We start from the raw sequence: 21,367 nt of genomic DNA on the forward strand, positions 1-21,367 counted from the left end.
CCCGCGTTGCCGCCGGGGCGCTCGCCCGCAGGATCGTGCCGGGCGTCCAAGTCCGCGCCGCGCTGATCCAGATCGGCAAGCACAAAATAGACCGCGCCAACTGGGACTGGGATCAGGTCGGCCAGAACCCGTTCTTCTGCCCCGATGCAGCGATGGTGCCTGTCTGGGAAGACTATCTCGACGGCATCCGCAAAGCCGGCTCCTCGATCGGTGCCGTGGTGGAGGTGATCGCCGAAGGCGTGCCCGCGGGCCTCGGTGCACCGATCTATGGCAAGCTCGATCAGGATATCGCCAGCCTGCTGATGTCGATCAATGCCGTCAAGGGCGTCGAGATCGGCGACGGTTTCGGCGTTGCCGAGCTTTCCGGCGAGGAAGACGCCGACGAGATGCGCATGGGCAATGACGGCAAGCGCATTTTCCTCTCCAACCATGCAGGCGGCATTCTCGGCGGCATCTCGACCGGCGAGGCGGTGGTTGCCCGCTTCGCGATCAAGCCCACTTCCTCCATTCTCACCGAACAGCGCTCGATCGACGTCGACGGCAACAATGTCGAGGTCCGCACCAAGGGCCGCCACGACCCCTGCGTCGGCATCCGCGCCGTGCCGATCGGCGAGGCGATGGTTGCATGCGCGATTGCCGATCACTATCTCCGCGACCGGGCCCAGATTGGCTCCAGTATTACCGGGCGAAATCTCTAGGAAACAACATCCATGGCCTATGATCAGAAGCGCGTCGTCGACGCCCTCCGCGCCTTCGAAGCCGGCGAAATCGTCGTCGTCACCGATGACGACGACCGCGAGAACGAAGGCGATCTCATCGTTGCCGCGGTCCACTGCACACCTGACAAGATGGCCTTCATTGTTCGCCACACGTCCGGCATCGTCTGCGCGCCGATGCCGCGCGAGGAGGCCAAGCGGCTCAACCTCAATGCCATGGTGGCGGAAAACGACAGCGCCCATACGACCGCCTTCACCGTTACCGTCGACTTCAAGCACGGCACGACGACCGGCATTTCCGCCGAGGACCGGACGCTGACCGTCCGCAATCTCGCCAATCCGAATGTCGGCGCGAGCGATTTCGTGCGGCCCGGTCATATCTTCCCGCTGATCGCCCGCGAAGGCGGCGTGCTGATGCGCTCCGGTCATACGGAGGCGGCCGTCGACCTCTGCAGGCTCGCCGGCCTTCCGCCGATCGGCGTCATCTGCGAACTCGTCAACGACGACGGCACCGTGACGCGCGGCCAGCAAGTTACCGATTTTGCCGCCAAACATGGCTTGAAGCAGGTTTCCGTCGCCGACCTAATCGCCTACCGCCAGCGCAAGGAAACGCTGATCGAGCTGCAGACGTCGTTCGACGTCGAGACACCGCATGGCAAGGCGAAGGCACATGCCTATTCGCTGCCCTGGGACCCGATGCAGCATGTAGCGGTGATTTTCGGCGACATCCGCGACGGCGTCGATATCCCCGTCCGCCTGCATCTCGAAAACGTCACCCGCGACGTATTCGGCACGCAGCGCTCGGTCGACCGTTACATGGCGAAAATCGAGGAAGAGGGTCGCGGCGTGATCATCTACCTGCGCGAAGGTTCGGTCGGCGTCGGCCAGAAGGACCATGGCCGCAAGCTGCGCCAGGACCAGGAGGGTCATGCCGAAGCCCAGGCCCGCGAGAGCGAATGGCTGGAAATCGGCCTCGGCGCACAGATATTAAAGGATCTCGGCGTCACCTCCATCAAGCTTCTTACCCGCAGCGAGCGCCACTATGTCGGCCTCGAAGGTTTCGGCATCAAGATCGCCGAAACGGTGATCTGCTGACCTCCCTCAATCCTTAGGGTTGTAAAAGGTTTCGTACCGTTCCATCGTCGCTCGTTGTCGGGCGGCGATTTTTCGTGTACGGATAATAGTTGAAGATTATTTGGGACGAGACGAAGCGGATTGTGAATCTCGAGAAGCACGGTCTCGATTTCGGTGATCTTTATTTCGAGTTCTTCGCGACGGCGGTTACCACTCCTGCCAGAAAGGCGAGATCCAAAGCTGTTGGCCGCCTGAAGGATGGAACGATTGTCGTAATATTCCTAACGCTTGGCTCGGAAGCAATCTCGGTCATTTCGATGCGCCCTGCCCGAAAAGATGAGAGGAGCATGATCGAATGAACATCAAGCACGAAAAACAGAAAGAATTTCGCCCTGGTCGCGGATACACCAAAGAGGACTGGGACGCGGTCGACAGTCCACCGCTGACTGCTGAAGAGATGGCGAGCATGCGGCCCTTCAAGGAAGTGTTTCCCGAGATGGCCGCAAAAATGGAACAGGCGATCGCCGCTCGCGGCCGGCCGAAGGTCGAGGCGCCGAAGGTGGCCGTGACGCTCAGGCTCGATCCGGACGTGCTCGAAAAATTCAAGGCGTCCGGCAAGGACTGGCGAGCCAAAATGGCCGAGGAGCTGCGCAAGGCAGCCGGCCTCTGAGACGGTCTACCGGCCGGCGGCCAGAATCTGCTCGATAAAGCGGTGCGCCTTGAGCGCATCCTCGCCGGTGACGCGCAGGAGGGCGCCGTTGCGGATGGCATCGATGAAATTCGCGATCAGCGCCCGGTGCATCTCGTGGCCGAAGGCCATTGGGTTGGCCCCTGCCCCGCTGCCCGTTTTCTCCCCGCCTTCCGTGATGCTGGTGCCGTCCATGAAGGCGGCCTTTAGCGTATCGCCGGTCAGGACTGCCGTACCGTGGGTGCCGAGCAGCTCGATGCGTTCCGGCAGGCCGGGATAGGCGCAGGTGGTGGCGTTGAGCGTCCCGATCGCGCCGTTTTCGAATGCGAAGGTCGCCGTCACCAGGTCTTCGGTCTCCATCGAATGGATCGGGCTGGTGCGGACGAAGGACGAGACGTCTTTCGGAGTGCCGGCATAACTCAGCAGCAGGTCGACCGTGTGGATGCCCTGGGTCAGCAGCACGCCGCCGCCGTCGCGTGCCATCGTGCCGCGGCCCTCGACGTCGTAATAGCTCTGCGGTCGCCAGTTGCGGATCGCGACAGACGCCTCGATCAGTTGCCCCAACCGCTCGGACTTGACGATCTCGTCGAGTTTCAGCGCCGCTGCACGAAAACGGTTCTGCAGCACCATGGCCAGCAGCACACCCGCTTGCCTCGCAGCACGGACGATCGCCTCCGAGCGCTCGAACGAGATATCGAGCGGCTTTTCCAGCAAGATATGCTTTTTCGCCGCCGCGCAGCGCTCTACGAGTTCCAGATGGCTGCTCGGCGGGGTGAGGATCAACACGGCCTCGATCGTCTTGTCCGCAAAGATCGCATCGAGATCGCCGGTCGTGGAGATCGGGTATTGAGCAGCAAATGCTTCACGCCGGGCTGCCGTCTGGCTGAATGCCGCAACACATTCGATCCTGTCGGACAAATCGAGCAGGGCTCGGGCATGGTGCCCTGCCGCCATGCCGAGCCCGATGATTGCTACTTTCAACTTCGTCATATTAACCTCCCGGTACACATAAAATATCGTTTGCGGCGAGCCGCCCCCTCATCCGCCTGCCGGCACCTTCTCCCCGCTGGGGAGAAGAGACATGCCGAGCCGTCACTCCTCCTCCTCTCCCCAACGGGGAGAGGGTGGCCGAGCAAAGCGGAGGCCGGGTGAGGGGGCCGCTTGTTCCGGCGTCCGCCGAGCAAGCCTTAGCCCAAAACCTCGAGCGTGCGCATGATGCCGCGCAGCTCCGCCAGTCCTTTCAGTCGACCGATGCAGGAATAGCCGGGATTGACGCGTCTGCCTATGTCGTCGACGATCGCGTGGCCGTGGTCGGGTCGCATCGGGATCTGCCAATCCGCCCTGCCCTCGGCCTTGCGGCGCTTTTCCTCGGCCATCAGTGCCATCACGACCCGCACCATGTCCGTATCGCCGTCCAGATGCTCGGCCTCGTGGAAGGAACCATCGCCTTCCTTGGTGACGTTGCGCAGGTGGGCGAAATGGATGTCGTTTGCGAACTCCTTCGCCATCGCGACCAGATCGTTCTCCGGATTGGCGCCATAGGAGCCGGTGCAGAGCGTAATGCCGTTCGAGGGCGACTTGACGGCCGCTAGCAGTGCGCGTGCGTCGGAAGCCTTGCAGACGACGCGCGGCAGGCCGAACAGCGGGAACGGCGGATCGTCCGGATGGATCGCCATCCTGACGCCGGCCTCTTCGGCGACGGGGATGATCTCATCTAAGAACATGAAGAGGTTTTCGCGGAATCTGCCTTCCTGCAGTTCCTTGTAGATATCCAGCATGCGGTTGAGGCTCTGCCGGTCGTAGACGAATTCGCGGGCCGGCACCCATTCGATCAGGTTGCGTTCCAGTCGGGCGAGATCGCCCTCGCTCGCCGTCTTCAGCCAGGCTTGAGCCTTGGCGACCCGGTCGGCCGGATGATCGGCTTCGGCGCCGGGACGCTTCAGCATGAAGACGTCGTAGGCGCAGAACTCGACCACATCGAAGCGCAGCGCAGTGCCGCCATGCGGCATCTCGTATTCGAGATCTGTGCGCGTCCAGTCGGTGATCGCCATGAAATTATAGCAGACCGTCTTGATGCCGGCCTTGGCGACCGCGCGGATCGAGGCCTTGTAGTTGTCGATCAGCTCGCGGTAACGGCCGGTGCGGGTCTTGATATCCTCGTGGACGATGATGCTTTCCACCACCGACCAGGTGAGCCCCGCCTCCTCGATGATCGCCTTGCGCTTTAAAATCTCGTTGTCCGGCCAGATGCGGCCGTCATTCAAGTGATGCAGCGCACTGACGATGCCGGTCGCGCCCGCCTGTTTCACATGCGAAAGCGTGACCGTGTCGTCCGGCCCAAACCAACGCCAAGACTGTTCCATCGTATTGCTACCTTATGCTTGTCAGCCGAGCCGCATGCCGGTGGCGGCATCGAAGATGTGGCTGTTGGTAGGCGCGAGCGCCAGATTGAGTATTTCACCGGTCTTGATGAAAAGCCGCTCGCGCAGCTGCGCCGAAAATTTCTGGCCGTCGACCGTCCCCTGCACGAAAGTTTCCGAACCGGTCGGCTCGATATTCGTCACGGTCATCGGAATGCCCTCGTTCCCGGAGGCGATGGCGAGATGTTCGGGGCGGATGCCGTAGTTGACAGCGGTGCCGGGGGGCGTGGAAGCCTCCGGGCCGAGCGGCAGGCGGACGCCATTTTCGGTCAGCACGGACTTACGATCCTCAGCCACCGTGCCGGAGAGGAAATTCATCGAGGGCGAGCCGATGAAGCTGGCAACGAACACGTTGACCGGCTTGTCGTAAAGCTCCAGCGGCGCGCCGACCTGCTCGACAATACCGTCCCTCATCACCACGATCCGGTCGGCCATGGTCATCGCCTCGATCTGGTCGTGGGTGACGTAGACGGTGGTGGTCTTGATGCGGGCGTGGATGTCCTTGAGTTCCGCGCGCATCTGCACGCGCAGCTTGGCGTCGAGGTTGGAAAGCGGCTCGTCGAACAGGAAAACCTTGGGGTTGCGGACGATGGCGCGGCCCATGGCGACGCGCTGGCGCTGGCCGCCGGAGAGCTGTTTCGGGTAACGCTTGAGGTAATCGGTAAGCCCCAGGATACGCGCGGCGTCACTGACCCGCTCGGCGATCTCCTCCTTGGATTTCTTCGCCAGCCGCAGCGAGAAGCCCATGTTCTCGGCAATCGTCATATGCGGGTAGAGCGCATAATTCTGAAAGACCATGGCGATGTCGCGGTTCTTCGGCTCGACCTCGTTGATGACGCGGCCACCGATGCGGATCGTGCCGCCGGAAATATCTTCGAGGCCTGCGATCATCCGCAACAGCGTGGACTTGCCGCAGCCGGAGGGGCCGACAAGGACGACGAAGGCGCCATCCGGCACGTCGACCGACACGCCCTTGATGGTCTCGACGTCGCCATAGGCCTTGCGGACGTGCTGGATTTCAACGGAAGCCATTTTTCACCTTGGGAATTTATCCTGAAACTGTTCTGGTTTGAGGCTTCAGCCGATCTGCGGCGTGAATGGCTGCGAGCAGGCTGAGGCCGGTGTGATAGCCGGGATCGAGATCCGGCGTCGCGGGCACGAAATCGACCGGGCCGTCCTTGGTCATGGTCTGGTAGGCGATCGGCGGTGTGCCGCGCCAGTAGCGCTCAAAGAAGGCGGCATGCGCGGTCTTCCAGACGCCGAGGCTCGCGGTGCTGCCGGTGCGCTCGTGGGCGAGAGCTGCCGATCGGATGGTTTCCGGCAGCGACCACCAGGGGCAATAGGGGCTCTGTGCCTCGCCGGTCTTGATGGACACCGTGAGCGTGATGCCCGGACCGACGAAGCCCTTGTCGAAGGAAGAAACGAGGATGCGCTCCAGTTTGTCGATCAGGGCCGGGTCGGCGGTGTCGTCGAGATAGTCGAGCGCGAAGCCGACGAACTCGATTCCGTGTCCGACATTGCAGTTGTCCTCGCCTGGTACGTTGCGCAGCAGAGCGGTTGCGGCGTCATAGTGCCTGTCGATGACATGGGCGATGAAGCGGTCGGCAAAGGCGAGATGCGCCGTGTGGCCGGCGCGTTTCAGCATGCCGGCAGCACCGAGCAGGATCATCCGCGGGCCGAAATCGTCGGATTGCGCGGCGAGGCTGTCGAGCGACAGCGGCCGGCGTTCGTCCATCTGGAAACGGCCGGTTTCGATGGCAGTGATCACCCTGTCGAAATAAGCGAGGTGATCGGCGATTTCCGGCAGACCGTAACGGCTGGCGGCGGCGACCAGCCCCTTGGCCACGAAGGCGTCGGAATAGGTGTAGATCAGCGCCGGTTTTTCCTGAGCGTGGAGCACGTTGGACTGATCCGCATAAACGGCCTGCATGTCGCGGTCGTAGCAGAAATAGGCGTGGCCATCCGGCTTCTGCAAGGCGGCCAGTAGTTCGTAGAGACGGCGGCCGGCGGTATCGAGCTTTTCGGCCAAGGGCGGCAGCTCGTCTTCAAAGAACTCCGCATGTCCAACCAAGGCTTCCAGCCCGCGCCCCTGGATCCAGCCATAGGTGTAATCCGGGCCGCGGACGCCGTCCTGCGCGCCATAATCCTTCAGCGTCAGGCTGTTCTGCTTGGTGTTCAGAAATCCGCCGCCGAGCATCGGCCGCTGCAGCATCCAGTAGAGCGTGCCGGCATTGGCGGCGGCATAGGTGGTGCGGGCTTCGTCAAAGAAATCCATCGCCATGGTCACTCCTTGAGGCCGGTGCTGGCGACGCCCTGCACGAAGTTGCGGCGCAGGATGACGAAGAGCAGGATGGATGGAATGAGGACCGTGGCGGAGGCGGCGCTGAGGCGGCCGAGATCGACCGTAAAACCGGTCTGGAACAGCGCTAGCCCCACTTCGATCGTATAGCTGGTGCGGGTCGTCGTGACGATCATCGGCCAGGCAAACGCGGTCCAGGCCTGGAAGAAGGCGAGGACGGCGAGTGCGCCGAGTGCGCCGCGCAAGAGCGGCAGGACGATGTGCAGGAAAATCCAGAACTCGCCGGCGCCGTCGATGCGGGCGGCTTCCAGCAATTCGTCGGGGATCGTGTGGATGACGTTCTGGCGGATCAGGAAGATGCCGAAGCTCATCACCAGATAACCGAGCAGCAGGCCCCAGACGGAATTGAGGATGCCGAGGCTTTTTGCCTGGAAATAGAGCGGGATCATGTAGACCTCGAACGGCACGATGGCAGTTGCGAGGAACAGCGCGAAGAGGATGTTCAGCGTCCGAAAGCGGAATTTTCCGAAGACATAACCGGCGATCGCGGACGTCGCGACGATGGCGATCGTCGACATCACCGCAAAGGCGATGCTGTTGCCGATCCAGCGCAGGAGCGGCGTTTCACCAAGCACGGCGGAGAAATTGGCGATGGTCGGGTCGCGCGGGATGATGGTCGGCGGCCAGCTGAGCATTTCGGCCGGCGTCTTGAAGGCGTTGGCGACCAGGAAGACCAGCGGCAGCAGCATCAGGATCGAGACGATGATCAGGAACACGTCGATTGCGAAGTTCATCACCCGCTTCTTGCGGCGCAGGCGCAGGCCCTCGGAAAGCTCTTCGGTGGTGGGCTCGATATAGTTCACGGAATTGGTGGTCATGCCTTGCCCCTTTCCCGCAGCATCGAGAACTGGATGAGCGTCAGCGCGAGAACGATAACCAGAAGCACGACGGCCTCGGAGGCTGCGTAGCCGACGCGGTAATTGCGAAAGCTGTTTTCCAGCATGTCGAGAACCAACACCCGCACCTGCCGCCCGGGCGCCCCTTGCGCATCGGAGGCCAGTACGAAGGCCTGGGCGTAGACGTTGAAACCGGAGACCAGCGTGACGACCGAGACGTAGAGGGTGATGGGTTTCAGCATCGGGATCGACAGGTACCAGAAGCTCTGCGGGCCGGAGGCACCGTCGAGCTTGGCGGCTTCATAAAGCGAAACCGGGAGGTTCTTGAAACCGACGATATAGATCAACACCGCATATCCCAGCGCCTGCCAGGAGCAGAGAATGATGATGCAGATGACCGACAGGACCGGATCGAACAGCCAGGATTGTGCCGGGATGCCGAAGAAGGTCAGAAGCGCGTTGAGCGGCCCGAGGCGGGCATCAAATATCCATTTCCAGGCCATGGCGGCGGGAACCAGCGACACGACATGCGGAATGAAGACCGCGGTCTCGTAAAAACCGGCCATCCGCGAGCGGGTGCGGTGGAAGATCAGCGCGGCAATGATCAGCGCCATCGGAATGGTCAGGATCAAGACGCCGAAGGCGATGATCGTGGTGTTGACCAGCGCATCGATGAACAGGTGGTCGCCCATCAGCTCGCGGAAATTAGCGAGGCCGACGAAGGGCTTGTTCTTCGACAGGATGTCCCACTTGAAAAGGCTGAGCCTCAGCGTGTCGGCGATCGGATAAAGCCGGACATAGGCAAAGACTGCCAGGGTCGGCAAAATCGCAAGGATCGCAAAAATCCATCTTTTGCGCTTCAGCATAAATTTGGCCTGTAGACAGCAGGGTTCGGCCGCGGCGCGGGTCGGACCCTGGATCCCCGTTAAAGTGCCCGGAGCAATGATGCTCCGGGCCCATGCGATTGGCGAGTGCTGCCGGCGATTATTTCGCGGCCAAGCCTTCGCGGGCGAGGATGGTGTTTACCTCGTCGCTGGTCTTCTTCAGGAAGGCATCGATCTTGGCGTCGTCGCCGGCCATGGACGCGTCGCCGAAGGCGACGACGAACTGGGCGGCAACGCGGGTCAGGATTTCCTCGATCGGGCCGATCGACGGCAGCGTGAAGAACTCGTAGCCCTTCGGATAATCGACGAAGGCGGCGAAGGCCGGCTGCTTGGAGGTGACGGCCGAATAGTCGACACCCGAACGGTTCGGCAGCCAGCCGACGTTCTGGAGCAGCCAGACGAGGTTGTCCGGCGAATTGGCCGCCTTGGCGAATTCCCAGCCTACCTTGGCATCGGCGCCCTTGCCGGCGACGTAGAGGTTGGTCGGCAGCGCGATCGAACCCTTCGGCAGCGGCGCGGTGGCGTATTTCAGATCCGGCGCCTTCTTTGCGATGTCGCCGATCACCCAGGATTCACGGATGAACATGGCGGTCTGGCCGCGCTCGAAGGCGTCCGCGTCAGCCGGCATTTCCGGCGTGACCGTCTTGGTGGTGAAGATGTTGGTGAGATACTGTTTCAACGCCTTGCGGCCCGCTTCATTGGCGAAATTAGGCTTCCATTTGCCTTCGCCTGCGGGAACCAGGATGGCACCGCCATATTGATGCATGTTGATCCAGAATTTCTCGGCAATGCCCTGGCCACCGCCCGAGAGACGCATGCTCCAGCCGGAGATGGTGGCCTTGCCGGATGCGTCGCGCTTGGTCAGCTTCTCGGCATAGGCGGAATATTCCTCCATGGTCTTTGGCGCGGCAGTCAGCCCCGCAGCCTTGAACATGTCGGTGTTATAATAAAGCGCACCCTGGCCGCGGAAGAGCGGCACGCCATAGATCTTGCCGCCCTGGCCTGCCGTATCGCTGAAGAACTTGTCGAAGTTCTTCGGGTCCTTGACGAAGGTCGAGATATCCGCCGGCGCTTCCGGCAGAAGGTCGTTTTCGAGGTAACGGGTGGCGGTCGAACCGGAGAGCTCGATAACCGTCGTGCCGTCCTGGCCGCCGGTGAGGCCGAGCGCGACGCGCTTTTCATGTTCGCGAAGGGCGATCGCCTCGACCTTTACCTCGAGTTTCGGATAGGCGGCTTTCATGCCCTGCGCGACATGTTCGTAGAACGGCGCCATTTCCGGATAACCGCTCCAGACCGTCAGTGTTTCAGCCGAAACGGCGGACGCGCCCGAGAGAAGGGCTGCGCCGAATGCCGCGCTCACAAGCAGCGCGCGGATCGAAATCCTAGTCTTTGCTGATCTGTTTTTCATGTCCCTGTTCCCTTTGTTGTTGTTGACAAAAAGCTCTCATGCAACCGGTTGCGTGTCAAGCATCGGATCGTTTCTCGCAGCCCATCGGCTCATGCTGCCCCGCTTCCACTGGAGGTGGCTTTTGCGAGTTCGATGGCGCGGGCCGCCAGCGCTTCCGCCGAGCCCGGCGCGAAGGTCGCGGCGAGGCCGTAATAGCGATGCGCCTCGTCGACTTCGTAGCCGCCGAACTGGAATTCGCTGGCCGGCGGGATGTAGCCCGGATTGTCGTCGGCAAAACCGATGACGAAGGCTGGCTTGTCCAGGCCAAGTGCGGCTCGGATCGTCAGCGCCGTCTCCGCAAAGATCTCGCCCGGCAGCGCGACGATCGGCACGCCGCCCCAATCGAGCACGGTCACGCGGGCTGCAAGCGGCTCGGGCTTTCGAGGCGCAATGTCGCGCGCCCAATCGGCCCAGTAGCCAAGCAAGCTTTTGCGGGCGGGTTCGGCGCTCAGAGCCTCTTCCCGCCAGCGGTTTTCGAGAAAGTCGGGGGCTTCGGTCTCGCGGCGCGCGAAGACGAGACTGACAGTGCCGTTGCGGGCGTTTAATGTCTCCGAGACCGGCTGTTCCTCAGCGCCAAGCGCCGCCTCGGCGATCTTGCGGCCGATCCGTTCGGCAGAAGCAAAGCTGCGGTCTGGGTTCGCGGCGAGCGAGATCGAGGCATGCGCCGAATGGCCGGTATTGGCGTCACCGACGCAGCCGGTCATGAACAGGGCGACGGAGCCCGGATAGGCCTCCTCCAGCGCCTGCCGCACGAAATGCGGATAATCGGCCGTCCAGAGAAGATTGTCGGCCGCCAGCACCACCGGATGGCAGGCATAGGCGGTGACGACGGCGATCATGCTGCCATCCGCTGCGCGGATGCGAAGGAGTGACAGGGAAGTGTCCACGGGTCCGCCGGGATGGCGCCGATTGCGCGCAATCCCCGGATCACTTCCCTGCCCCACAGTGATTGTTGCCGGCCGACGCGCGGCGGCGGCCTTGTCGATGGCGGCGATGCAGGCGTCCTCCAGCCGCTCCAGATAGGCGGGATCGGCGGCGATGCTGAGCCGGCCGGCCATGGAAACCGGACCGCCGTGATTGTGGAGTGCTGCGACCACCACGTTATCCGCCGGCAGGATGCAGCGCTTGCGGATCCGGGCGCTCGTCGCGGCGTCGATGCCGATGACATCGGCGATAACGACTGCCGTGTCCCCGACCACCACGGCGCGGACCGTCAGGGTATCATGGGCGCCTCTGGCCGGCAGGGTGCGGGCCGCAAAGCCGGACATCGCAAGGCTTGGCGGCGGGGTGATATCGACGATGGCGGCTCCGGCCTGGATCATGCGCAATAAGCCTTCTCGCCGCCGACCCAGGTTTCGCGAATATACAATTCTCGCTCGCCTTCAGACCATTCGAAACGGACGAGATCGGCCCGCGCACCGACTTCCAGCAAGCCGCGCCCCCCAACGAAACGGCCCGGATTTGCCGTTGCGAGCAGAAGCGTATCGGCGAGCGGAAGACCTGCCATCTCAGATGCGATCGCGACATTGGCCGACAGCGGCAAGCTGGCGCCGGCGAGATAGGGCGTGCCGGCAACGCTGATCCGGCCTTCGGCAGATACCTCGACGCGGCCGCCGACCGGCTGGTCGTAAATGCCGGCGGGCATACCGGCGAGCGCCACCATGTCGGACACGAGGATCGCCCGATCCAGGCCCTTGGCGCGCAGCATGGCCTTGAACGTATCGGCAGGCAGATGCCAGCCATCGGCAATGAAGCTTGCCGTCAGGCGGTCGTCGGCAAGCTGCGCCCAGATGAAATTCGGATGGCGCGGCAGCATGGCGGCGGCGCCGTTGCCGAGATGGGTGGAGAGGACCGCACCCGCCTCCACCGCCGCATGGATCTGCTCCGGCGTCGCGGCGGTGTGACCGAGCGCCACGTGAACGCCGCGGGCCGTAAGAGCGCGGACGTAATCGACGCTGCCCTCATGTTCCGGCGCAAGCGTCACCATCGAGACCAGATTGCCGGATGCGCGCTGCCAGCGGTCGAACTCTTCGATCGACGGCGGGCGGACATGCGCCAGCGGATGGGCGCCGCGCGGGCCATCCTTGTCGGAGATCGATGGGCCTTCGACATGTATGCCCGGCACCATTTCGGCGATCAACCGATGGCCGGCACGGATTCTTGCGATATCGGCGAGCGCCTCAAGAATGGAGGCCTCGGAGGCGGTAATGATGGTCGGCAAAAAGGTGGTGACGCCGACGCTCAGCAGTTCCTCGCAGAGCGAGAGGAGGATGTTGGGAGTGATTTCGCCATTGTTCAGGTCGAAGCCGCAATAACCGTTGACCTGCAGGTCGATCAGTCCGGCGGAGAGATAAAATGGACTGGTATTTTCCGCCGGGCGGATGGCGGCAATCTTGCCGTCGGCGATTTCGATCGCAAAACCTTTGCCGGTGCGGGGATCGATACCGTCGACGACCATGGTCAGAGCGCCCTCACCCGGCCTTGGAAATTGGCGATAAAACGGCCGTTCGCCTCGTCGCCGCCCGGCGCATTGCCGCTGCGCCAGACCGGCGGCTCGATGCCGCGTTCGACGAGTTTCGCCACCGTGCGGATCACCAGGCAATTCAGCGTAAAGGCATTGGCGAAGGTCGAGATCGCCGCGATGTTTTCGCCCATGCCGGAGACCTTCACCACCGCATCGCCGATCGGCACCTTGCAGTCGATGGCGATGTCGACGACGTCATGGAGGTTCTGCCGGGTCGGATGGCGAGCCGGATGATCGGGCGAGGTTTTCGAGGCATGTTCGCGCGAGCTGACGCCGATCAGGAAAGCGCCGCGACGTTTGGCTTCCAGCGCCGCATCGATCAGCGCGGCATTGATGCCATAGGCGTTGACGAGGATCAACAGGTCGGTATCGCCGAGCCGCTGGTTTGCGATGACCACCTTGCCGTAACCGGGCGTGCGTTCGATCGCCATGGAGCGGAGCGCGCCGTTCGATAGCAGCGTACCCTCGTCGAGAATGGCGCTGATATGCATCAGCCCGCCGGCACGGAAGAAGACCTCCTGCGAGGCGAGGTTGGAATGGCCGCCGGGACCATAGATATGCACCAGCCGGTCGGCGGCGATCTGGTCGGCGAGTTTTGCCGCGGCCTGGTCGAGCGGCGTTTTTTCCTCTTCCAGCACCCGCCGCATCAGGGCTTGGGTCGAGGCGAAATAACCTTCGCAGAGCGCATCCGCATCGATGACGGGGTGATCAGGCATCGGGGTCGGAATCCTTGTCGATATAAAGGGTGCAGGCGGCGTGGAAGCGCAGGACGCTTGCCGGGCATTCGGTGGTCAGCGGGCCGTAAAGCGTCTTCGAAACAGCGTCGCGCTTGACGGCGCCCGGCACGACGCAGAACATCCGGTCGGCTCTGAGGAGGCGCGGCACCGTCAGCGTGATCGCCTCGTGCGGCACGGAGGCGAGATCGGCGAAACAATCGTCATCGACCTGCTGCTGGCGGCAGATGTCGTCCAGTTCGACGATCTTGACGTCCAGCGGATCGTTGAAATCGGCAACCGGCGGGTCGTTGAAGGCGATATGGCCGTTGACGCCGATGCCGAGGCAGACGAAATCGATCGGCGCCTCGTTCAGCAGGTCGGCGTAGCGGTGCACTTCGGCGCCCGCATCTGGCTCCGGGGTGATGCGGTGCACGGCGGCGAACGGCAGCTTGGCGAACACATGCTCGTCCAGCCAGTTCACGAACCGCGCCGGTGAGGATGGCGACAGGCCGATATATTCATCCATGTGGAAGGCGGTGACGCGGCCCCAGTCGATGCCCGGCACGGCACAGAGCGCCTTCAGCATGTCGGCCTGGCTGGGGGCTGCAGCAAAGATCATTCTGACACGGGCCTGACTTGCGAGGCGCTCGGTCAAGGCGGCGGCAATGTCGGCGGCCGCAGCGGCGCCCATCTCGGCCCGTGTTGCAAAGCTTTCGACCGACAGGCGGTCGAAAGTCCGCCGCGTTTGCGGCGAAGGACGATGGGCGGTGGCGATGGTCAACGCGGTCTCCATGTCTGCAGGGTCGCACCGGCAGGCGGGCTTCGTCTCGCCGCATCCGTTGCAGGTCCCTTATCTGTGGCGAAAGACTTCCATGCAACCGGTTGCATGTCAAGTGGAGGAATGTCAGTCTGCAAGTCGAATTGCGGGCAGAATTGATAGCGCCGCGGACTTCATGCTAAGTGCCAGGCCAAACGGGCGAGTTCTCAACTTTCATGATCAAGCGGACCAAGGGCGTCACCATCAGCCAGGTCGCGGATGCGGCAGGCGTCGCGCGTTCGAGCGTCTCGCGCGCCTTCACGCGGCCGGACATGCTCTCCCCGGAAACAGTGACCCGCATCATGAAGGCCGCAGAAGCGCTCGGTTATGTGCCGAACCACACGGCGCGGGCGCTCAGCACCGGGCGGCACGGCAATGTCGGGCTGATCGTGCCGGATATCGCCAACCCGTTCTTTCCGCCGCTGATCCAGGCGGCTCAACTGGAGGCGGACCGTTCCGATTTCTGCATCTTCCTCGGCAATACCGAGGAGAACCCGACGCAGGAGGACAAGCTGGTCGGCCGGTTCGCCGGTCAAGTGGAAGGCCTGGTACTCGCCTCCTCCCGCCTTTCGGACGAGCGCATCCGCGCCCACGCAAACCTGCTGCCGCTGGTGCTGATAAACCGCGACATCGACGGCATTCCGCGGGTGCTGATCGACAGCGGATCGGGCGTCCGCGAGGCGGTCGAGCATCTCGCGAAGCTCGGTCACCGCCGGATCGTCTATGTCAGCGGTCCCTCGAATTCCTGGTCGAACAAGCAGCGCCGCACCGCCATCAAGGCCGCCGCATCAAAGCTGGATATCGTGGTCGAAACCGTCCCGGCGGTGCTGGCGAGCTACAATTCCGGTCGCAATGCGGTGAGCGCCATCCTTGCCACCGGCGCCACGGCGGCCGTCGCCTTCGACGACCTGACGGCGCAGGGCGTGCTGGCCGGGCTTTCCGAAAAGCGGGTCTCGGTGCCCGGCGATTTCAGCCTGATCGGCTGCGACGACGTGCTTGGCGCCGTCACCTACCCGGCGCTGACATCGGTCTCCAATCGGTCCACGGAAGCCGGCCGGGTGGCCGTCTCGCTGCTCCTCGACATGCTGCAGTCGCGTGCCATCCGTGACGTGCGCTACGTGCTGGAAACCCATCTCGTGGTGCGCAATACGACGGCCGCGGCACGATAAGCGGGAACCTTGCCGGCAGCGGCCGGTTCGGGAGGATATCCAATCTTCCACGGGAGATTTCCATGCCCAAGAAGAACAAGAAGAAATGGTCGCAGGACGTGACCGAACACAGCGATGCGATGGACCTGAAGGATGGCGTGTTCAAATCGCGCAGCCCGAAAAAGATCGCCGACTCCCTTCGGCACTCAGCCGAGGAGAGCCATCGCCGCAAGTCGAGCCCGTTCCAATCGGCGATGTCGATGCTGAATTTCTACATCAACCGCGCCGGCGGCCAGCTTTCGAAGTCGCGACGCGCGAAGCTGGAGAAAGCCAAGGATGAGCTTCGCAAGGATTTCGGCCGTGAACCGAAGCATTAAGATCACCCCGCCGAGCCTCGACGCCATGACCTCCGCTGCCGATACCACCCTTGAAACCATTGTCTTCGAGCCCAGCGATTGGGTGCCGAACAATCCCGAACTGCCGGTGCTGATCTACAGGCAGGCCATTCCGGCCGAGGGCGAGATGGCGCCGAAGTTCGAAAGCCGGTTCAGGGAGAATGGGTGGGAGGGGATCTGGCGCAATGGCGTCTTCGACTATCAGCATTATCACACCGGCGCCCACGAGGTGCTGGGCATCGCCGGCGGCCGGGCGCGGCTGCTGATCGGCGGGCCTGACGGCAGGGACCTCGGCGTCCATGCCGGAGACTGCCTGATCCTGCCTGCCGGCACCGGCCATATGCGGATCGACGCCAGCCGGGACTTTCTGGTCGTGGGAGCCTACCCGCCCGGGCAGGAGGCGGATATCCAGACGGGGCCGGCGAGTGAGGCGCAGCTTGCCAGGATCGCCAACCTGCCGCTTCCAAAGACCGATCCTGTCGGAGGCGCCGCCGGCGCCCTTCTCCGCGCCTGGCCGCCACGCCGATCCTAAGGCCTCCTCACACTCCGGGTGTCGGCGGAATGACGGTCTTCAGCTCGACTTCCGGAGCGGCGAGATCTCGTGTTTTGGGCCTCGAAATTGCCCAAAAATCAGGCCTCGAGCCGCCGCGGCATAAGCGCGGCCATCGCGCCCATTAGATTTTGACCGGAAGCCACTTTCACGCCGGCAGGGCATTTGACGGTCCCCAAAATGTATGGCTACCTTATATTTTAGCGCGAGCGGGAGGAGACTGTTCGCGTCATCACATTCCGGCCTCGCCTACGATGTTCCGGACTGACTCTAGGAGGAGAGTGCAGTGAAGAAATTTTTAGCAGGCGCCCTGGCGCTGGTGTTTTCCGCATACATTCCGGGAGGTATAGCCACCGCCGACGACGACAACTACCCAAGCCGGCAGATCACCCTGATCGCCGGCTTCCCGGCCGGTAGCGGCGCGGACGTCTATGCCCGCTTCTTCGCCAAGAAGCTCGAAGAGCAGCTCAAGCAGACGGTCATCGTAGACAACAAGCCGGGCGGCCTCGGAAGCCTTTCGGTCGTCGCGCTCAAGAACGCAAAGCCGGATGGTTATACGATGCTGATCGGCTCGGCCGACCAGTTTACCGCGGCGCCTTACGTCTTCAACGCGCCGCCTTATGACCCGCTCAAGGATTTCGACTATGTCGCGCCGGTGTTCAGCCAGGCATTCATGATGCTGGTCAACGCCAAGTCGCCCTACCAGAAGATTTCCGACCTGACCAAGGCGATGAAGGAAAAGGGCGCCAAGGGCTCCTACGCGACCTCGAACTTCCCGTCTGTCATCCTGGCTGAAATGTACAAGGCCAATACCGGCGTGCCGGACACGCTTCAGGTGCGTTACAAGACGAGTGCCGACTCGCTCAACGACTTTGCAAGCGGCGCCATCGACTACATGGTCGGCGACCCGGTCTTCGGCCTTGCCCGCTCGCGTGACGGAACACTGCGGGTGCTGGCCGTCAGCACGGCGAAGCGCATTTCCTCGGTCCCGGATATCCCGACCTTCGCCGAAGAAGGCGTGCCGAATGTCGACGTGCGCATCTGGTGGGTTCTCGCTGCGCCCAAGGGCACGCCGAAGGATATTGTCGACAAGATGCACAAGGTGATGACCCAGGTCACCACCAGCGAGGAAGCCCGCAAGTTCGTCGGCATCAATGGCGGCGAACCGATGACGCTCGACAGCCCGCAGGCGACCCTCGACTATGCGACGATGGACACCAAGCGCTGGGAAGAGTGGGCCAAGATCGGCAAGATCGAAAAGCAGTAAGCTTCCGGAAACGTAACCGCACCAGCAAGGCCGGAGCGATCTCCGGCCTTTTCTGATTGAGCCTATCGGGAAATAGGCCTACGAGGCGCCCTCGGGGACAACTGCGGATTGATCATCTGCTTCAATGACTTCCGTCAAGATGCATGTCCGGAGAGCGTGAAAACCGGCTGGCCTCAGGACTTTTATCGGAACAACCGCCGCCGCCCGACAGTTAGACCGCAAATTCGACGGCTCTAATCTGCGGCGAGGAAAATCCGATGAACACGCGCCCCCAATTCATCGCCGGGACATCCCTCGCACACCTCCCCCCACAGATCTATTACGTTCATCCCCTGATGCTGAGAGGGCTCGACGCCTGGCGGGAGGTTTTCGTGCATGCGAGGGATCTCGGTTTCGATACGGTGCTGACGGCGCCGCTTTTCGAACGGGGCCGCAATGCCAGCGTCTTCGTGACGAAGGATTTCGATCGCCTCGACCCGGAGCTTCAGATCGGCTCCTCCGTGGAGGACGGCATCAAGGCGCTCATCCAGGCGGCGGGCGAAAACAAGATCAAGCTGATGCTCGACCTCGTGGTCGACCGGGTCGCGGTGGATGCGGAACATGCCGGGCCGATCCTTGCCGATCCGCGCGTCGCGCCGCGGGACAGCTGCAGCCGCGGCATCGACTTCATGAGCGAAGCCCGTCATATCGAAGATTGGCGCAACCGCATGGCGCGGCTTGCCGGCCTCGGGATTGCCGGGTTCCGCTGCCTCGGCATCGGCCGCCTGGCGCCGGAAGCCTGGTACGACCTGATCGTCTCGACCCGCAAGACCACGCCGGAAACCACCTTCCTGGCATGGACGCCCGGCACCTCTTTCGAAGATCGGAGGGCGCTCGAGGGCGCCGGTTTCGACGGCAGCTTCTCGTCGCTTGCCTGGTGGAACCTGGAAGAGCGCTGGATCCTCGACGAATACCAGATCCAGCGCCAGCTCGGGTATCAGGTCACGTTTCCGGAAGCGCCTTTCGGCAAACGCATCGCCCATGGCACCGACAGTTGCGAAGTGCTGCAGAGAAAGGCAATTCGGTCGCTGAAGCTCGCATCGACCTTCGCAAGCGGGCTGATGATCCCGATGGGTTTCGAATTCGGCGCATCCACGCCGCTCGATCCGCTGCATGGAGATGGAATGGGGCTCCGGGGCCTGCGCGAACAGGGCTCGTTCGACCTCTCGGCCGATATACGCGGCGTCAATGCCGGTACCAACAAGACCGCTGCCGGCTTCGCCCGCCAGCCGCTCCGTCTCATCTCCACCAGCCAGACGCCCGCCGTGGCGCTGATGCAGACCGACCGGGAAGACCTGCGTTCGGCGCAGAAGGTGCGGGTCGTGGTCCTGAACCGCGATCTGCGCCGTGCAGTCGCCGCGCCCTTCAACGCGCTTCGCGAGGCCGCCGCGCCCTTCCTGCCGCTCGAAGCGCCGGAGGCGGATGGCGAAGCCTTTGCCGCACAACTCAAGCTGAAACCCGGCGAGATCAGGATATTCGAAGGCCGGTCGTCGGTCCCGATCGTCGATGCCGTGCCTGTGCCGGCCGTGGACAAGGCGACCGCTTCACCCCGGCTGGCAATCGAGAAGATCACGCCTTCCGTCGACGACGGCCGTTTCGTGGTCAAACGCGTCGTCGGCGAAACCGTGACGGTCGAGGCTGACATTTTCGGCGACGGCCATGATCCGTTGGCGGCGGCGCTGCTCTGGCGCGCGGCCGACGAGACGGAATGGACCGAGGAGCGCATGCAGCTCGTCCTGAACGATCGCTGGAACGCGGAATTCACCCTGAAGCGGATGGGACGTCACGAGTTCCTGATCGAAGCCTGGCGCAATCCCTTTGCGATCTTCCGCTACGAATTCGTCAAGAAGCACGAGGCCCGGCTCGATCTGCGGCTCGAAATCCAGGAAGGCATCAACCTCGTCCTCGATGCGCTGGACAACTCGTCGGGCAGGATCAAGACCCGCCTCAAAACCCTGTTTGACAAGCTGACCGAGGTGCAGGATCCGCAGCGCACGGAAATCCTGCTGGCGCCCGAAACCGCGGATCTGATGGCGGAGGCCGACCGTCGGCCGTTCAAGGTCCGCTCGCAGGCGATCCCGGTCGACGCGGAGCGTATCGCTGCCGGTTTCGCCAGCTGGTACCAGATCTTTCCCCGCTCGCAGAGTGGCGATCCGAACCGGCACGGCACATTTGACGACGTCATCAAGCGGCTGCCCGCCGTCCGCGACATGGGTTTCGACGTTCTCTATTTCCCGCCCATCCACCCGATCGGCAAGACCAACCGCAAGGGCAAGAACAATACGCTGAACCCCGCGCCAGAGGATCCGGGCAGCCCTTATGCGATCGGCTCGGAGGAAGGCGGTCATGACGCGATTCATCCCGAACTCGGCACGTTCGAGGATTTTCGCCGGCTGGTGGACGCCGCCAAGGACGAGGGCCTCGAAATCGCACTCGACCTGGCGATCCAGGCCTCGCCCGACCATCCGTGGCTGAAATCGCATCCCGGCTGGTTCGACTGGCGGCCGGACGGGACGATCCGTTATGCGGAAAACCCGCCGAAGAAATACGAGGACATCGTCAACGTCGATTTCTACGCCCATGACGCGATCCCCTCGCTCTGGGTCGAGCTCCGCGACATCGTGCAGAAATGGGTCGACAACGGTGTAAAACTGTTCCGTGTCGACAATCCGCACACCAAACCCTTTCCGTTCTGGGAGTGGCTGATCGCCGATATCCGCGCTCGGCATCCGGACGTGGTCTTCCTGTCAGAGGCCTTCACCAAGCCGAAGGTGATGTACCGGCTCGCCAAGGTCGGCTTCTCGCAGTCCTATACCTATTTCACCTGGCGCAATGCCAAGTGGGAGCTCGAGCAGTATATGCGCGAGATCACCACCGAAGAGCCGAAGGAGTTCTTCCGGCCGCATTTCTTCGTCAACACCCATGACATCAACCCGGACTTCCTGCAGAACGCGCCGCGTCCCGCCTATCTGATCCGTGCCGCACTTGCCGCGACGCTGTCCGGCCTCTGGGGCGTCTATAACGGCTTCGAACTCTGCGAAGGACGGCCGGACGCCAAGCGCAAGGAATATGCGGATTCGGAGAAATACGAGATCCGTGCCTGGGACTATGACCGCCCGGGCAATATCAAGGGCGAGATCACGCTTCTCAACCGGCTCCGCCGGGAGAACCCCGCGCTGCATTCGCATCTCGGCCTGCAGCTTCTCGCCGCCTGGAACGACAACATCATGTTCTTCGAGAAAGCGAGCGCCGGTCGCGAGAACGTGCTGCTGATCGCAATCAACCTCGATCCGTACAACGCCCATGAGGCGGATGTCGAAATTCCGCTCTGGTCATGGAACCTCCCGGACCATGGCGCACTTGACGTCGAAGACCTGATCACCGGCCACAAATTCACCTGGGCCGGCAAGCTGCAGAGGCTGCGTCTCGATCCCCATTGGGGCCTGCCTTTCGGGATCTGGCGCGTGCGATAGGGAGGAAAGCAAAA

The 21,367-nt window shown here is 62.8% G+C and carries 20 protein-coding genes; 9 read left to right on the forward strand and 11 right to left on the reverse strand.

Features of this window, described 5'->3' with window-relative positions; translation table 11 throughout:
* From aroC to MOV61_RS06715, 4 genes are all read left to right on the forward strand, one after another.
* The coding region (aroC, locus tag MOV61_RS06700; protein ID WP_247136030.1) for a chorismate synthase at positions 1-698 on the forward strand (698 nt) is incomplete at its 5' end.
* A gap of 12 nt (positions 699-710) precedes the next feature.
* Positions 711-1,811 (forward strand): 3,4-dihydroxy-2-butanone-4-phosphate synthase, encoded by a 1,101-nt coding sequence (gene ribB, locus MOV61_RS06705; RefSeq protein WP_038540584.1) that lies wholly within the window; start codon positions 711-713, stop codon positions 1,809-1,811.
* 89 nt (positions 1,812-1,900) lie between these two features.
* Entirely contained in the window at positions 1,901-2,149 is a 249-nt protein-coding gene (locus MOV61_RS06710; protein ID WP_247136031.1) for a BrnT family toxin, read from the forward strand.
* A complete protein-coding gene (locus tag MOV61_RS06715) occupies positions 2,146-2,460 on the forward strand; it encodes a BrnA antitoxin family protein (protein WP_247136032.1) in 315 nt (104 codons plus the stop codon). Before MOV61_RS06710 ends, MOV61_RS06715 begins: the two co-directional genes overlap by 4 nt.
* A 6-nt stretch (positions 2,461-2,466) precedes the next feature.
* Here MOV61_RS06715 and MOV61_RS06720 read toward each other — a convergent pair whose 3' ends face one another.
* The 11 genes from MOV61_RS06720 to MOV61_RS06770 form a co-directional block, all read right to left on the reverse strand.
* Positions 2,467-3,468, reverse strand: coding sequence for a Gfo/Idh/MocA family protein (locus MOV61_RS06720; RefSeq protein ID WP_247136033.1), 1,002 nt, complete (start codon positions 3,466-3,468; stop codon positions 2,467-2,469).
* Positions 3,469-3,665: 197 nt separating this feature from the next.
* On the reverse strand, positions 3,666-4,841 hold the full coding sequence (uxuA, locus tag MOV61_RS06725) for a mannonate dehydratase (protein WP_247136034.1): 1,176 nt from the start codon (positions 4,839-4,841) through the stop codon (positions 3,666-3,668).
* Between the two features lie 21 nt (positions 4,842-4,862).
* Positions 4,863-5,930 carry an ABC transporter ATP-binding protein gene (locus MOV61_RS06730; RefSeq protein ID WP_247136035.1) on the reverse strand — a complete coding sequence of 356 codons (1,068 nt, stop codon included), beginning with the start codon at positions 5,928-5,930 and terminating at the stop codon, positions 4,863-4,865.
* A gap of 16 nt (positions 5,931-5,946) precedes the next feature.
* On the reverse strand, positions 5,947-7,179 hold the full coding sequence (locus MOV61_RS06735) for a hypothetical protein (RefSeq protein ID WP_247136036.1): 1,233 nt from the start codon (positions 7,177-7,179) through the stop codon (positions 5,947-5,949).
* Between the two features lie 2 nt (positions 7,180-7,181).
* Positions 7,182-8,075, reverse strand: a complete 894-nt coding sequence (locus tag MOV61_RS06740) for a carbohydrate ABC transporter permease (protein WP_247136037.1) — start codon at positions 8,073-8,075, stop codon at positions 7,182-7,184.
* Entirely contained in the window at positions 8,072-8,959 is an 888-nt protein-coding gene (locus MOV61_RS06745; RefSeq protein ID WP_247136038.1) for a carbohydrate ABC transporter permease, read from the reverse strand. Before MOV61_RS06745 ends, MOV61_RS06740 begins: the two co-directional genes overlap by 4 nt.
* 118 nt (positions 8,960-9,077) lie before the next feature.
* A complete protein-coding gene (locus tag MOV61_RS06750; RefSeq protein WP_247136039.1) occupies positions 9,078-10,385 on the reverse strand; it encodes an ABC transporter substrate-binding protein in 1,308 nt (435 codons plus the stop codon).
* 89 nt (positions 10,386-10,474) lie between these two features.
* Entirely contained in the window at positions 10,475-11,746 is a 1,272-nt protein-coding gene (locus tag MOV61_RS06755; protein ID WP_247136040.1) for a neutral/alkaline non-lysosomal ceramidase N-terminal domain-containing protein, read from the reverse strand.
* Positions 11,743-12,882, reverse strand: coding sequence for an N-acetylglucosamine-6-phosphate deacetylase (locus MOV61_RS06760; RefSeq protein ID WP_247136041.1), 1,140 nt, complete (start codon positions 12,880-12,882; stop codon positions 11,743-11,745). The genes MOV61_RS06755 and MOV61_RS06760 overlap by 4 nt, the downstream gene beginning before the upstream one ends.
* Positions 12,883-12,884: 2 nt before the next feature.
* Positions 12,885-13,664, reverse strand: coding sequence for a sugar isomerase domain-containing protein (locus MOV61_RS06765; protein WP_247136042.1), 780 nt, complete (start codon positions 13,662-13,664; stop codon positions 12,885-12,887).
* A complete protein-coding gene (locus MOV61_RS06770; RefSeq protein WP_309493789.1) occupies positions 13,657-14,445 on the reverse strand; it encodes a 6-phosphogluconolactonase in 789 nt (262 codons plus the stop codon). The genes MOV61_RS06765 and MOV61_RS06770 overlap by 8 nt, the downstream gene beginning before the upstream one ends.
* 212 nt (positions 14,446-14,657) lie before the next feature.
* Here MOV61_RS06770 and MOV61_RS06775 point away from each other — a divergent pair, with 212 nt between their 5' ends.
* From MOV61_RS06775 to MOV61_RS06795, 5 genes are all read left to right on the forward strand, one after another.
* Positions 14,658-15,650: a LacI family DNA-binding transcriptional regulator gene (locus MOV61_RS06775; protein ID WP_247136043.1), complete on the forward strand. Its 993-nt coding sequence runs from the start codon at positions 14,658-14,660 to the stop codon at positions 15,648-15,650.
* A gap of 62 nt (positions 15,651-15,712) precedes the next feature.
* On the forward strand, positions 15,713-16,006 hold the full coding sequence (locus tag MOV61_RS06780; protein ID WP_247136044.1) for a DUF3175 domain-containing protein: 294 nt from the start codon (positions 15,713-15,715) through the stop codon (positions 16,004-16,006).
* Between the two features lie 25 nt (positions 16,007-16,031).
* The gene (locus tag MOV61_RS06785) at positions 16,032-16,556 is read left to right on the forward strand and encodes a cupin (RefSeq protein WP_247136081.1); all 525 of its coding nucleotides are present in this window, start codon (positions 16,032-16,034) and stop codon (positions 16,554-16,556) included.
* A 304-nt stretch (positions 16,557-16,860) separates the two neighbouring features.
* The gene (locus MOV61_RS06790) at positions 16,861-17,841 is read left to right on the forward strand and encodes a tripartite tricarboxylate transporter substrate binding protein (RefSeq protein WP_247136045.1); all 981 of its coding nucleotides are present in this window, start codon (positions 16,861-16,863) and stop codon (positions 17,839-17,841) included.
* A gap of 257 nt (positions 17,842-18,098) precedes the next feature.
* A complete protein-coding gene (locus MOV61_RS06795) occupies positions 18,099-21,353 on the forward strand; it encodes a maltotransferase domain-containing protein (RefSeq protein ID WP_247136046.1) in 3,255 nt (1,084 codons plus the stop codon).
* Positions 21,354-21,367 lie beyond the last annotated feature (14 nt).

The sequence above is a fragment of the Neorhizobium sp. BETTINA12A genome, from assembly GCF_023006485.1.
Lineage (GTDB): Bacteria > Pseudomonadota > Alphaproteobacteria > Rhizobiales > Rhizobiaceae > Neorhizobium.